We start from the raw sequence: 13,819 nt of genomic DNA, 5'->3' as shown, positions 1-13,819 counted from the left end.
ACGGCATGACCCGCTCAGGGGCACAACAGCATACGCAAATAACGCAAGGAGAATAGCTATGACCGCTTCCGCCAACGCTCTGGGCATGATCGAAACCCGTGGTCTTGTGGGCGCCATTGAAGCCGCCGATGCCATGGTGAAGGCCGCCAACGTAACCCTTATTGGCCGCAGCCAGGTTGGTTCCGGCCTTGTCACCGTTATGGTGCGCGGCGATGTGGGCGCTGTTAAGGCCGCCACTGACGCCGGCGCCGCCGCTGCCAAAAAGGTGGGCGAACTCGTGAGCGTGCACGTGATCCCCCGCCCCCACAGCGAAGTGGAAATGATTCTGCCCAAGCGCGAAGCCTAGTCTTTGCCGTATCTGGCCCCCCGGCGCACACTGACGTGCAGCGCCGGGGGAGCCACAGGCGGAACGCCTCTACGGAAACGGCGCGGCGTTGCCCATAAAAAACGCCCGCCAAAGGAATTTGAGCCTGCGGCCCGATTCCCGCGTATTTACAAGGCGGTTGCCAATGCGCAGCCGTTGCATGCTGGAGCCAAGATGAACGAACAAGCGATCAAGGACATTGTGACAGACGTTGTGCGCAAGGTGCTGACAGAGCAGTGCGCCAGCAGCGACAGGGAAGAAACCATGAACGCCGGGCCCATCCCGGTGGAGATTTCCGCCCGTCACGTCCATCTGAGCGTCGAAGATGCGCTGTCGCTGTACGGTGAGGCCCTGCGACCCGAAAGGCCGCTCTCGCAGCCGGGACAATTTTTGTGCGTTGAACGTGTGCGGCTGATCGGCCCCAAGGGCGTCATGGACAAGGTGGCCGTTCTCGGCCCCGCCCGCAGCGTTTCGCAGATCGAGCTTTCCAAGACCGATGCCCGCATTCTGGGCATCAATCCTCCGGTGCGCCAGAGCGGCGACACCAAGGACACCCCTGGCATCGTGCTTGCATCCACCACGGGCATTGTGGGCCTGGAATCGGGCGTGATTGTTGCCGCCCGCCACATCCACATGCACACCGATGATGCCGAACGTTTCGGCCTCAAGGACAAGGACAAGGTCGCCGTGCGTCTTGATACGGAACGGCCCATGATTCTTGAAGACGTGCTGGTGCGCGTGAGCGACTCCTTCAAACTTGCCATGCACATTGATGCGGACGAAGGCAACAGCGCAGGCTGGAAGCCCGGCGTCACCGGCGTCATCGTGCGGCGCTCAAGGGGCTGATATGGACTTTGCCGCAGCGGATAAACTCATCGCCACGCTTGACCAGTGCCGGGAAAATCCCCGCAAGGTCAGCCCCACGGAACCCCTTTATGTGGGTGTAGACCTTGGCACCGCGTACATTGTGGTGGTTGTGGTCAACGCCAAACGCGAGCCTGTGGCCTGTGCCATGCGCTTTGCCCAGGTGGTGCGTGACGGTCTGGTGGTGGACTACGCGGGCGGCGCGCGCATTGTGCGCGAGCTGACCGAAGAGCTGGAAGAACGCCTTGGCCGCAAGCTTGAAAATGCCGCCATCGCCGTTCCGCCCGGCACCAGCGAGCGCGACTGCGCAACCCACCGCCATGTGGCGGAGGCCGCTGGCTACCGCGTTACCGCCCTGCTTGACGAACCCACTGCGGCCAACAGCGTTTTGCAGGTGCGCGACGGCGCCATCGTGGATATCGGCGGCGGCACCACCGGCATTGCCCTGTTGCAGGACGGCAAGGTTGTGTACGTGGCGGACGAACCCACAGGCGGAACACACGTTTCCCTCGTGCTGGCTGGCAATTATGACATTCCTTTTGACGAAGCTGAAGACCTGAAAAAGGACGTAAGCCGCCACAAGGAACTTTTGCCCGTGGTGCGGCCCGTGATTGAAAAGATGGCGGCCATCGTCAAGAAGCACATTCAGGGGCGCAAGGTTTCGGCCCTGTACCTTGTGGGCGGCACCTGCTGCCTAGCGGATATGGAATCCATCATCCAGAAGGACACTGGCGTGCCCACATTCAAGCCCGCCAATCCTTTTCTGGTGACGCCGCTGGGCATCGCCCTCAACTGCACTGACTAAAGCCTTTAGCTTTTGTGAATATAATTCATAGCCTTAAATGATTATAGGAGCGCGGCTTATGCCCGTGGAACTGAACACACTTATTACCGCCGTGGTGCGGGCCGTGCTGGATCAGCTTGATACCAGGCCCGCATCCGTGGCTCAGGTGCTGGCCCCCAGGGACGAAGCCCTCGCCCGTCAGGTGGAAAAGCGCCTCGGCAGCGCCATGCAGGTGTGCTTTCAGGGGCAGAGCGCCGGGCAGGAACCGGCCCTCTACATCCTGCCGGAGCTTTCCTGCCCGGATATGGCGGATCTGGCGCTGGGGCGCGGCTCAAGCCTTGCCCAGCGCGAAGTGCTTGACCTGCTCTTGCAGGGCAAACAGGTGCGCACCCTTGGCTTTGCCTACCGCGCACACGCCGCCACTGCCCCGGACGCGCTTTTGCGCCTGTATGAAGAGTATGAAGCGCGGCTTGCGGCCTTTGGCCTGACGGAACTCACCGAGGCCGCGCCGGAGGCGTCGCGCACGCGCGATTGTCTTATAACCGCAAACCATGTGGCCGAGGCCGCCGCAACGGGCGCGCGCACCCTGCGTGCTCCCCAAGGGGCCGTTGTAACACCGCTGGCGCAGGATGCGGCGGCGGAACGCAACATGACCATTTTGAAAGATCTGTAGGTGTCGCATGCTGATAGGCATTGTCGTCGGTAACGTATGGGCCACGCGAAAGGAAGATTCCCTCAACGGGCTCAAGCTCATGGTGGTACAGCGCCTTGACCTCGCCCACAACAGGCTGGCCGAAAGTTTTGTGGCGGTGGACTGCGTGGGAGCCGGTATTGGCGAGCGCGTGCTTATCACCACCGGCAGCCCGGCCCGCAAGGCTCTGTACAATCAGGAATCCCCTGTTGATGCAGCCATTGTGGGCATTCTGGATCAGGAAGAAATGATGGGCAAAAGCCCGGAGAGCGAATAGCTCATGGATACGCTGGGCATTGTGGACAGCCGCAGCATAGCCGCTGGGGCGGAGCTGGCCGACATCATGCTCAAGGCCGCTCCGGTCACGCTGGTGCGCGCTTCCGTTGTGTGCGCAGGGCGCTTTCTCATCCTTGTGGGGGGAGACAGAGAGGCGGTAGACGCCTCGGTGCAAGCCGCCAGAGCAACGGAAGCGCGCCTTGCGGGCAGCTATGTTGTTTCCAATGTGTCCAGCCAGGTACTCAATGTTCTGCGGCGCATGCCCGCTGAAATCGGCGGCGCGGCCCTGGGCGTTGTTGAATGCCGCAACGCGGCAGACAGCGTCATAGCGGCAGACAAGGCCGTCAAGCAGGCGGCGGTGTCGCTGATGCGCATGGTTCTTGGCCAGGGCATTGGCGGCAAATCGTACTTTGTGCTGACAGGCGATGTGGCCGCCGTGCGTGAAGCCGCAGCCGCAGCCGCTGACGTGCTGGGCAACAATCTGATGCGTATGGTGGTCATTCCCCAGCCCGACCCGGAAGTGGTCAGCGCGCTGGCTGGCACGGCGCGGCGTAACGCCAATGACGCCCAACAATAACCCGCGCCTGCGGAACGAACGAGGCACATATGGGAAAAACACTGATAACCATTGATAATCTTGATCAGTTCATCCACGGCAACAAGCTTGTGATGGACTCCGCTAAGATTCTGACCCCCGGCGCGCGCGATGAACTTTGCAAACGCGGCGTCCAGATAAGCTACGACGAGGGCACCGCGCACTGCGCACACGGCGAATGCTCGCAGCACGCGCATGACGGGCACGACGAACACTACGATGACCTGCTCATCGGCGTGGCCGCCATCATCAAACAGCACTATGGCATCACCGACCCCGACGAACTGCGGAAGGTGACGCTGGAAACCGTGGCAGTGATCGGCAAGAGCCTTCACGCTTAAGCCTCTGCCGCGCATACGCAAACATAAAAGGAGATTACAATGGCTATAATGACTGACGCTCTCGGCATGGTTGAAACCCGTGGTCTTGTTGGCGCTGTGGAAGCTGCCGATGCCATGGTCAAGGCTGCCAACGTGACCCTCATCGGTCGCGAACAGGTGGGTTCCGGTCTGGTGACCGTGATGGTGCGCGGCGATGTGGGCGCTGTTAAGGCCGCCACCGATGCGGGCGCTGCCGCTGCCTCGCGCGTGGGCGAACTTGTGAGCGTGCACGTTATCCCCCGCCCCCATGAAGAAGTGGAAATGATTCTGCCCAAGTGCAAGTAAGGCCTGAAGCCGGGCTATGTGATTGCGGCGGGTGCGGTTAGGGCAGTTTACGAAAGAAATGGGGTAACTGCTCTGCAGGGGTTTTCCTGAAAATCCTTGCCACGAAATGCGAGCAGGCAGGCTTTGCCTGTCGCAAGCGAACATTTCAGGAGTGAAATGCTCTGGCGGCCCGCTTTGCGATAATTCCAGTGAGAGGACATCATGGGAAAACCAATTGTTGACGCCATTCGCGCGGCTGGCGTGGTAGGTGCGGGCGGCGCAGGCCTGCCCACGCACGTCAAGGCCGACGCCGCCGCGCAGACGGTGTTGGTCAACGGGGCTTCGTGCGAACCGCTGCTGATGAGCGATCCGTATCTGATGGAAACACAGGTGGACACTCTGGTGCGCGGCCTCGAGGCCATGATGGATTGCACAGGGGCCGGGCGTGGCGTCATCTGCCTCAAGGGCAAACACGCCCACGCCATGCAGAGTGTACGCGAAGGCGTTGCCCGCCTTGGCAAGGGCCGCATCGAGGCCTTTGAACTGGGCGACTTCTACCCCGCTGGCGACGAGCAGGTGATGGTCTATGAAGTGCTTGGCGGCATTGTGCCCGAGCGCGGCATTCCTTTGCAGATCGGCGCAGTGGTAAGCAATGTGGAATCGCTCTGCAATGTGGCCCACGCGCTGGACGGCAAACCTGTGACCCACCGCTACCTCACCGTGGGGTGCGAGGTGCGCAAGCCCATGGTGGTGCGCGTGCCAGTGGGTACGCGTGTTGCCGAGGTGCTGCAATTTGCGGGCGGGCCGACCATTGACGAATACCGCGTGGTGGACGGCGGCCCCATGATGGGCCGCGTGCTGCCCGATACGGATCAGCCCGTCACCAAAACCACAAGCGGCCTCCTTGTGCTGCCGCCCGACCACAACGTGGTGTGCCGCAAGGTCATGGACCCGCACACGGTCAAACGCCTTACCAACACCATTTGCTGTCAGTGCTCGCAGTGTACCGATCTTTGCCCCCGGCAGTTGCTTGGTCACAGCCTGCACCCGCACCGGCTTATGCGCGTGCTTGACGGGCAGGCCGTGGATTCGCCCATTGCGCGCGAGGCCCTGCTCTGCTCCGAATGCGGCATCTGCGAAAAGTTCGCCTGCCCCATGGGCCTTTCGCCCAGGGAAGTGAACGCGCAGCTCAAAAAGGAACTCATGGCCGCCGGGGTCAAGTGGGAAAACAGGGGCGAACCCCTCGTGGCCTCGCGTTTCCGCGATGACCGCAGGATTCCCACCAGCCGCCTTGTAAGCAGGCTTGGGCTTGCGGGTTATGAAGCGCACCCGCACTTTGCAGGCGACTACACGCCTTCGGAAGTGCGTATTCCCCTGCGCCAGCACATAGGCGCGCCCGCTCTTGCCGTGGTGCATGCGGGCGATCACGTCAAAACAGGCGACCTCATCGGTGAAATTCCCGAAGGGGCCATGGGTGCGCGCGTACACGCCAGCATTGACGGCGTGGTCACTGCCGTTGAAAACGGCATCATAACCATCAAGGCGTGAGGCAACAGGTGAGCGGCATGAAATTACGCACTATTGGCTGTGTGGAACTGAACAGCATCGGCGTGGGCATTCAGACGGCGGACGAAATGGTCAAAGCCGCCAATGTGGAGCTGGTTATCTCCCGCCCCACCTGCCCTGGCCGTTATCTTGTGGTCATCACCGGCGATACCGGAGCCGTGACCAGCTCCGTGCAGACCGGGTTGCACCTGGGCGCGGATCTGGTGGTGGATTCCTTTATCATCCCCAACGTGCACGAAAGCGTCATCCCAGCCATGAACGGCACCGCCATCAGGGAAAAGATCAACGCTCTCGGCATTATTGAAACATATACCGCAGCCTCCTGCGTGCTGGCGGCGGATGCCGCAGCCAAGGCTGGCGATGTGCACCTTGTGGAACTGCGCCTTTCTGCGGGCCTGGGCGGCAAAGCCTTTGTGCTCATGACGGGCGAGGTCAGCGCCGTGCAGTCATCCGTGGACGCTGGTGCGGCCAACGTGACGGACGGCGGCCCGGTGGTCAGCAAGATTGTGATACCCTCGCCCAGCGATGATCTCAAAAAGCAGTTGCTCTAGAAGCAGATGAACTTTGAAATGTGAAGCATTTCAAAGTTGAAATGCTCTAACCAGTTTACTCTCGGGCAACCCCTTGCGCGGGGAGCCAGACTCCCCGCGCGCCCATCAACATTCCCTCAAGCAAACAGGCAGCCGCACCATGGAAGAAGCGAAACAGCGCGTCATACAGGAGTATGTGCCCGGCAGGCAGATCACTCTGGCGCACCTTATCGCCAGCCCCCAGCGCGACATTCCCCTCAAGCTCGGCCTTGACGAAAGCGCAACGGACGCCATCGGCATACTCACCATCACGCCCAGCGAAGGCGTGATCATTGCCGCCGATATCGCCACCAAGGCCGCCGATGTGCAGATCGGCTTTCTGGACAGGTTTGGCGGCTCCCTGCTGCTCACCGGCGATGTGGCCAGCGTGGAAGCCGGGCTGCGTGAAGTGCTGCGCTATTTTGGCGATGTGCTCCACTACGCCCTGACCGATTGCACCCGGTCATAGGCCTGCCATGCGCCGCATTATGCTTATGGGCGAACGGGGGGTGGGCAGACGCACCGTTGCCCGCCTGCTGGGCTGCACCGTGCCGGATCTGCGGCGTACCATGGCTGTGGAATACGCTGGAGAATTTGTTTTTCCCCCGCCGGAATTTCTGGAAAACCGCCGTTTTTACTGCGCCCTGATTACCCTGGCCACGGAATGCGCGGCCATTCTTTTTGTGCAGGACGCCACCCGCCCAACCTCCGCCTTCCCGCCGGGTTTTGCCCGCATATTCAACCGCACCGTCGTTGGCATCATCAGCAAGACAGACATGGACGCAGCCAACACGGAACGCGCAAGGCGCTTTCTGCACAGCGCAGGGACAACGCAAATCGTTGCGCTGAGCTCCGTAACCCTCGCTGGCGTAAACGAACTGCGCGCCGCCCTGCCCCTCAAAGCCTGATTCCTTTCAGACACAGGCCATCACAACAGATGCGGTCAGGCCATCCCCCCCCCCCGCATCAACCATTCCCCAGAATCTGCATCAATTCAGTCAATATCCATGCGGAGGTTCATTTCTCCAGCATGAGCCCTCCACGCGTACGTACCATACCCGCGCCCCTGATTTGTATTCCATGGCTTTCGTATAAAAAGCAAAAAGAGTTCTATACACATTTTCTTATCAAATGATGCAAGATAGCAGTGTTCAATCAATGATGTGCCAAAAACTTTATGTATTGCATAAAAAAATTTTACATATTGCAACTTTACTATCATGATGTTCATGGCATGATCTTGCCTGTTTTCGGGAGTCTATTCACTTTAAAATTTTTTTGTGCTAACTACTCAAAAATATGCTTATTTTCAGCACTATTTTAGAAAATCGCCAATGCTAACCAATAACGTATTTTTTTATGTTTAAAAAAATTATCCATAAATAATACTATTATCGCTTTTCAGCTTATTCATTGCTTGACCAGTGAGTGCAATTTTCAAATTCATGGGTATAATAACATAAAAAATTTGCATTATAGAGTCTGAACCTCCTTCAGGCCAGGGTGCGGCTTTGGCCTGATCATCACCGATGAAAAATGAAAAAAACCGCATGAAATCAAAACATGGCATAATCATTTACTAAAACATGCCGAAAGGCTCTGCGTTGCTGCGGCATTACCCTGCGCAAGGGTATAGGGTTTCCGCACTGATTCACGATTCATGGTTTACGTTTTTTGAAGTGACAAAGTCTCCGCTCCTCCTGGCGCTCCTGGCTGGCTGCAAAAACAACCATCAAAGAGAACGTGATAATGCTGTATTTATTTAAAAAATGTTTACTTTCAGCCTTATTTTTAGCATTTATTCAGCTATTTTTTGTTCAGGCAGGCAATGCAGACAACACTAAAACCTACATTGGTTCTAAAAACTGCGCTCCATGCCATGAAGAGCAGTACAATTCTTTTATCAAGCATTCCAAAAAAGCCCATTCATGGAATTCTGTAGCCATCATGAAGCCCAAGCTCAAGGAGCACGAGCTTCAAAAATGCTACGAATGTCACACCACAGGCTACAACAAGGGCGGATTCAAAAGCATAGAAACAACGCCCGAGCTGGCCGATGTTGGTTGCGAAACCTGCCACGGGCCAGGCAGCGAACATGCGGAAAATCAGGATCCTCAATCCATCAGCAGAAAGCCTGCCGTGGAAACCTGCACGGCATGCCATAATTCCGAGCGGATTCAGGATTTCAAATTCAAGCCACTGATCTTTTCCGGCGCGCACTAGCTCGGGGGTAGCAATGCTTTTATCCAGATCGCTTAATTTCAAAATTACTGTATCCATTGTCACTATTACTTTTCTCGTCATAAGCTGCATAATGACCCTGGAATATGCCGGGGTTAAAAAGCTTATGACTGATGAAATCCGCTCCAGCGCGCATATGGAAACAGGGCTGATCTATATGGGCATTGAAAAGCCCATGATCGTGGGTGACAACAAGGGAACAGCCGACGAATTCAGCAAGATCAAAAGCAAATTCGGGCATATTACCGCTTACATGACCTCCTACGCGGGCAATATCACTTACAGTACGGACGACACCACCCTGCGCAAGGATTTTGCAGCGGTTGAAGCGGACAAGGAGCTGGCGGGCCTGCATGTGCGCGGCCTCAAACAGCCCATTGAGGAAGCCATTTTTATTGACCAGAACGGTAAAAAAATTCTGGGCAGCGTTTTTTCCATAGCCAACCAGCGCAGGTGCTATCACTGCCACGGCGAATCTGAACCAATCCTCGGCCAGCTGGTGATGAAACTTGACGTCACCAACGCCTGGACCGCCATGGAAAACCAGTTGCTGCGCTCGTCCATCATGGGGGCTGTGGGCCTGCTGGCCCTCATTGCCTTTACGGTGCTGGCGATCCGCCATTTTCTCATTCGCCGGATTTCGCGGCTTGTTGCCAATGCAGGGCAGGTAGCCGCAGGCAACCTTGCCGTGGAGTTTGACCAGCAGGGTAAGGACGAACTTGCCACGCTTTCCACCGACATTGGCAAAATGGTGGCGCAACTCAAAGACAAGCTTGGCTTTTCAGAAGGCGTGCTCAACGGCATTGCCGCCCCCTGCCTGATCATTGGTGCGGACAAAAAAATTCTCTGGCTTAACCAGCACCTGTGCGACCTGCTGGAAAAAACCGCAAAGCCCCAGAGTTTTCTCGGTCTGACATCGGGCAAATTTTTGTGGAATGACGAAAATCGCGAAACCACCGCAGTGCGCGCCGTGCTGCACCGCAAAAAATTTGTGGCCGAGCGTGAACTCCCAACGGAAAAAGGCAACCTGCGCTATGTCACGGTGACTGCCACGCCCTTTTTTGACATGGATAATACTCTCATGGGGTCGGTGACTTTCTGGAACGACATTACCGAAATCAGAAAAAATCAGCGCCAGATTGAAAAGAACGGCGCCATGGTCGCCAGGGTGGCGGAAAATGCAGGCGAAATTGCCACCCACCTTGCCCATATATCCGACCAATTGCTGGAACGCATCGGCCATACCAGCGAAGGCACAGCCAACCAGCAAAACAGGATACGCGAAACCGCCACCGCCATCGAAGCCATGAACGCCTCCATAGTGGATGTGGCGCGCAACGCTGGCGATGCCTCCGGCAATGCCGATCAGGCCCGGCAACGCGCCCAGAGCGGCCAGAAGATCACCGATCAGTCCATTGAGGCCATAGCCGATGTGCGCAGGCACACCACAACCATGAGCACGGGGCTGCACGATCTTGGCAGCAAGGCGCAGGACGTGGGCAAAATCCTTGGCATCATCAGCGATATTGCCGACCAGACAAACCTGCTGGCCCTTAACGCCGCCATTGAGGCCGCCCGCGCTGGCGAGGCAGGGCGCGGATTTGCCGTGGTTGCCGATGAAGTGCGCAAACTGGCGGAAAAAACCATGCAAGCCACCATGGAAGTCTCTTCTGCCGTCAAGGGCATTCAGGACAGCGCCCAGAGCAATATTGCGCTGATGGACGAAACTGACGCCAGCGTACAGCAGGGTGTGGAGCTTGTGACGCAGGCGGGTGAAGCCTTGCAGGAAATTGTCACCCAGGTCATGCAGACCGCCGACATGATCGGCATAATCGCCACTACGGCTGAAAAGCAGTCCGCCGCTTCTGAAGAAATCAACGGCAACATCGGCACGGTTGATTCCATCGCGCTGGATATTTCCAACGCCATGACAGAGCTTGGCGTCACTGCCCGCGAGGTGGCCCAGATGGCCGCCGACCTGCGCGAGACCATTGCCTCCATGAGCAATGGGAACGGCAACGGGCACAGCGATTCCTAGAAAGGCACAACCGCTGCCCATTGACCCGGCGCACCACAGGCCCAGATACATCAATTCATTAAAAGCTGCGGCGAACGTTTGTTTGCCGCAGCTTTTTTTCGTCCTCTTGACACTGATCAATTAATGTTGAAATATCATTTTATGAAAAGCAAAACTGCCGCCAACATCTTTGAAGCCCTGTCGTCCGAGGTACGCCTCGACCTGTTCAGACTGCTGGTCAAAAATGCCCCGCAGGGGCTGGTGGCTGGAGAAATCGCCCGTCAGCTGGATATTCCCTCCACCAACCTCTCCTTTCACCTCAAGGCCGTTGTGCACAGCGGTCTGGTGATGGTTGAAAAGGAGGGGCGATTTATGCGCTACAAGGCCAGCATCCCCCTGATGCTTGAGGTGATCGCCTACCTCACGTCAGAATGCTGCTCCGCCAACCCCGGTGAGTGCCGGAAGTTCCGGGCAGCAAGCAGCGTATTGCCAGGCATCCTCCCGAAATTATAAATAAAAGGGCCCTGCCCTTTTTTTAGCTTCAATATATCAACTATTCAACAAATATTAAAATAAAAGATGCTCACCATGAACACGCCTCTTCAACAAAAATGCTGCTGCAAAAACGATACGTTGCAGCCCCACAAAGCGTCAGAAACGCGTGCCTGGAACCTCAGATATGCTGCGGCTATTACCGCCCTCGGCGTGGTGTGGTGGCTGGTCTATTCCGTCATTCAGCCTGCGGCGCACTGGCTGGCTGTGGGCCTTATGGGTTTTGCCCCTGGCTCGCCCATTGCGGAATCCGTGGAGTTCTTCTTCTATGACACGGCAAAAATTCTGCTCCTGCTGGTAGCGCTTATCTACGCCATTGCCTGGGCGCGGGCCGGACTCAACGTGGAGAGGGTGCGCGATTATCTGAGCGGCAAGGCAAAGGGAGTAGGCTATTTTCTCGGCTCCGCCTTTGGCGCGGTTACACCATTTTGCTCCTGCTCAAGCATCCCGCTGTTTCTCGGCTTCACCACGGCCAGCATCCCCATGGGCATTACCATGTCCTTTCTCATCACCTCGCCGCTTATCAACGAACTGGCCGTTGTTTTGTTGTGGGGCCTGCTGGGCTGGAAGATCACCGTGGCCTACGTGGTTGTGGGCATGATCGCTGGCATCATTGGCGGCTGCCTCATGGACGCCATCAAGGCCGAGCGCTGGCTGCACCCCTTTATTCTTGAGGCCATGGCCAACATGCCCGCGCAAGCGGAAGAAGCCAAGAGCGCAGGTGCCGCCCCGGTCTGCTCCCCACGCATCACCCTGCGCCAGCGGCACGATTTTGCATGGTCGGAAACATCCACCATCTTCCGCCGCGTGTGGAAGTGGGTGATCATCGGCGTTGGGCTTGGCGCGGCCCTGCACGGCTTTGTGCCGGAAAACTGGTTTGCCGAGCATCTTGGCGCCGGGGAGTGGTGGTCGGTGCCGCTTTCCGTCCTGCTGGGCATCCCTCTGTATTCCAGCGTGACAGGCATCATCCCGGTTATGGAAAGCCTGCTGACCAAGGGGCTGCCCATCGGCACCACACTGGCCTTCTGCATGAGCACGGTAGTAGTCAGCCTGCCGGAAATGCTCATGTTGCGGCAGGTCATGACAGGCAGGCTGCTGGCTGTTTTTGTGGGTTATCTTTTGCTTATGTTCACCCTGGTGGGCTGGTTGTTCAATCTGACCGGATCATTTCTGGCGTAACTTTCAGGAGCAAAACAAATGGAAATCAAGGTATTCGGCCCCGGCTGCGCACGTTGCGTAGAGGCGGAAAACGTGGTGCGTCAGGCTGCGGAACAGGCTGGCGGTGAAATTTCGGTTATCAAGGTATCTGATTTCAGAGAAATCATGGCCGCGCGCATCATTTCCACCCCAGCGGTGATGGTCAACGGCCAGATCAAATGCACGGGCAGGGTTCCCACAGGGGATGAGGTCGCCAGCTGGATTGCGGAAACCCGCGCTTAAGCCCTGGCTCCCTCCCCGGCCATTACCAACATATACCCAGATGTCTTCGGCCCGCCGCGCAGATGCAACCAGCTTGCCCTGCGTGGCGGGTCACGTTATTGTCGGGCATTGTTCCGGGTGCAATTTCGCATATTTCCACCAAGGCCGCCCCAATGCACTATCCCCACATTGCCCTGCTGAAAACCAAGTGCCTTTTTCTGGTTGTGGTTATGCACTGCGTCATGTTTTACGCCACGCCCTTTCCGTTCTGGGAGCTCTATGCGGATACCCCGCAACCCTGGGCAGATTTGTTCACGGCCATCTCAGGTTCTACCCTCATCCAGTGCTTCATGTTTGCATCGGGCTTTCTGTTTGCCGCCTCGTGGGATGCTGGCAAGCGCACCCCCCTGCAACACGCGCTGCACAGGGGGCGCAGGCTCCTGCTGCCCTGGTTTGGCGTGGGCATGCTCTGGGTAGCCCCGCTCTACACGCTCTTTTCCATCCCCGCGTTTGGGCATCCGGCAGACGCAACACTGCTTGAAACGTGGAAATCCGTTGCGCTCGGCCTGTTCACAGATCATCTGTGGTTCTTGCTGGTGCTGTTCTGGATCACCCTTTTCTGGATTATCGCCCTGTGGATTCTGCAAAAGCTGGGGCGCGACACGGCCCTTACCGGCGGCATGGTGGCCCTTGTGGCCGCACTGTGCTTGCAGAACTATGGCGGCTGGCTCAAGTGGTATTGCCTGTGGGAAGCACCTTCGTTCATTCTGTGCTACTACATGGGCATTGTGGCTTTCAGAAATCACGAGGCCCTCAATGCCCTGTGCCGCACCCGCCCGCTGGCTCTCGGGCTTGGACTCACTGCGCTGATAGTTCTGCTGTGGCCCTATGCAAGCGCGCCTGTGAGCGGCTGGATCGTTTCCCTGCTCTGCGCCTTGCTGGTGTACCATATGTTTTTACTCACAGCCGGGCTGTACCCGCTGTTGCAGGCATTTGCTCCTTTTGCCTGGTTTGAGCGCAACGGCTTTCGTTTTTATCTTTTTCACCTGCCCACGCCCCTGCTGGTCTTCATGTGGCTTTACAAGCCCTTGCAACTGCCGCCCGTCGCCTTTGTGCTGCTGAACATTGCCATCACCCTGACAGTGACATCTGCCCTTGTGGCCGCAAGCCGCAAGCTGGAAGAAAAACTGGGCATAAAATTATAAATGATTTAGCACTGTTTGGTGTTTTATCCCCC

Annotated in this window: 18 protein-coding genes; all 18 read left to right on the top strand. The window is 57.5% G+C overall.

What is annotated here, in order from left to right; translation table 11 throughout:
- Positions 1-58: 58 nt before the first annotated feature.
- Entirely contained in the window at positions 59-346 is a 288-nt protein-coding gene (locus ACUZ9Q_RS05350; protein ID WP_022658528.1) for a BMC domain-containing protein, read from the top strand.
- Between the two features lie 192 nt (positions 347-538).
- Complete coding sequence (locus ACUZ9Q_RS05345; RefSeq protein WP_192111450.1) at positions 539-1,210, top strand: phosphate propanoyltransferase; 672 nt, start codon at positions 539-541, stop codon at positions 1,208-1,210.
- Position 1,211: 1 nt separating this feature from the next.
- The gene (gene eutJ, locus ACUZ9Q_RS05340; RefSeq protein WP_192111449.1) at positions 1,212-2,033 is read left to right on the top strand and encodes an ethanolamine utilization protein EutJ; all 822 of its coding nucleotides are present in this window, start codon (positions 1,212-1,214) and stop codon (positions 2,031-2,033) included.
- Positions 2,034-2,091: 58 nt separating this feature from the next.
- Entirely contained in the window at positions 2,092-2,685 is a 594-nt protein-coding gene (locus tag ACUZ9Q_RS05335; protein ID WP_022658525.1) for a hypothetical protein, read from the top strand.
- 7 nt (positions 2,686-2,692) lie between these two features.
- A complete protein-coding gene (locus ACUZ9Q_RS05330; RefSeq protein WP_022658524.1) occupies positions 2,693-2,980 on the top strand; it encodes a EutN/CcmL family microcompartment protein in 288 nt (95 codons plus the stop codon).
- 3 nt (positions 2,981-2,983) lie between these two features.
- Complete coding sequence (locus tag ACUZ9Q_RS05325; protein WP_240824675.1) at positions 2,984-3,556, top strand: BMC domain-containing protein; 573 nt, start codon at positions 2,984-2,986, stop codon at positions 3,554-3,556.
- A 29-nt stretch (positions 3,557-3,585) separates the two neighbouring features.
- Entirely contained in the window at positions 3,586-3,915 is a 330-nt protein-coding gene (locus ACUZ9Q_RS05320) for a hypothetical protein (RefSeq protein WP_449247456.1), read from the top strand.
- Positions 3,916-3,960: 45 nt separating this feature from the next.
- Complete coding sequence (locus ACUZ9Q_RS05315; RefSeq protein ID WP_108702565.1) at positions 3,961-4,239, top strand: BMC domain-containing protein; 279 nt, start codon at positions 3,961-3,963, stop codon at positions 4,237-4,239.
- 201 nt (positions 4,240-4,440) lie between these two features.
- Positions 4,441-5,766: a 4Fe-4S dicluster domain-containing protein gene (locus ACUZ9Q_RS05310; protein ID WP_308584809.1), complete on the top strand. Its 1,326-nt coding sequence runs from the start codon at positions 4,441-4,443 to the stop codon at positions 5,764-5,766.
- 17 nt (positions 5,767-5,783) lie between these two features.
- Entirely contained in the window at positions 5,784-6,335 is a 552-nt protein-coding gene (locus ACUZ9Q_RS05305; protein WP_192111444.1) for a BMC domain-containing protein, read from the top strand.
- Positions 6,336-6,474: 139 nt separating this feature from the next.
- Positions 6,475-6,822, top strand: a complete 348-nt coding sequence (locus tag ACUZ9Q_RS05300) for a BMC domain-containing protein (protein WP_192111443.1) — start codon at positions 6,475-6,477, stop codon at positions 6,820-6,822.
- A 7-nt stretch (positions 6,823-6,829) separates the two neighbouring features.
- Positions 6,830-7,261, top strand: a complete 432-nt coding sequence (locus ACUZ9Q_RS05295; protein WP_215647770.1) for a EutP/PduV family microcompartment system protein — start codon at positions 6,830-6,832, stop codon at positions 7,259-7,261.
- 841 nt (positions 7,262-8,102) lie between these two features.
- Positions 8,103-8,576 carry a cytochrome c family protein gene (locus ACUZ9Q_RS05290; protein WP_192112053.1) on the top strand — a complete coding sequence of 158 codons (474 nt, stop codon included), beginning with the start codon at positions 8,103-8,105 and terminating at the stop codon, positions 8,574-8,576.
- 91 nt (positions 8,577-8,667) lie between these two features.
- On the top strand, positions 8,668-10,632 hold the full coding sequence (locus ACUZ9Q_RS05285) for a methyl-accepting chemotaxis protein (protein WP_233482722.1): 1,965 nt from the start codon (positions 8,668-8,670) through the stop codon (positions 10,630-10,632).
- Positions 10,633-10,773: 141 nt separating this feature from the next.
- On the top strand, positions 10,774-11,124 hold the full coding sequence (locus tag ACUZ9Q_RS05280; protein WP_449247455.1) for an ArsR/SmtB family transcription factor: 351 nt from the start codon (positions 10,774-10,776) through the stop codon (positions 11,122-11,124).
- Between the two features lie 75 nt (positions 11,125-11,199).
- A complete protein-coding gene (locus tag ACUZ9Q_RS05275) occupies positions 11,200-12,342 on the top strand; it encodes a permease (protein ID WP_449247454.1) in 1,143 nt (380 codons plus the stop codon).
- Between the two features lie 18 nt (positions 12,343-12,360).
- Positions 12,361-12,603, top strand: a complete 243-nt coding sequence (locus tag ACUZ9Q_RS05270) for a thioredoxin family protein (RefSeq protein WP_192111438.1) — start codon at positions 12,361-12,363, stop codon at positions 12,601-12,603.
- A gap of 152 nt (positions 12,604-12,755) precedes the next feature.
- Entirely contained in the window at positions 12,756-13,787 is a 1,032-nt protein-coding gene (locus tag ACUZ9Q_RS05265; RefSeq protein ID WP_296934994.1) for an acyltransferase family protein, read from the top strand.
- Positions 13,788-13,819 lie beyond the last annotated feature (32 nt).

The organism is Desulfovibrio desulfopostgatei (assembly GCF_053570645.1).
Note: the sequence above shows the minus strand (reverse complement) of the source record. Positions and strands in the feature narration are given on the sequence as shown.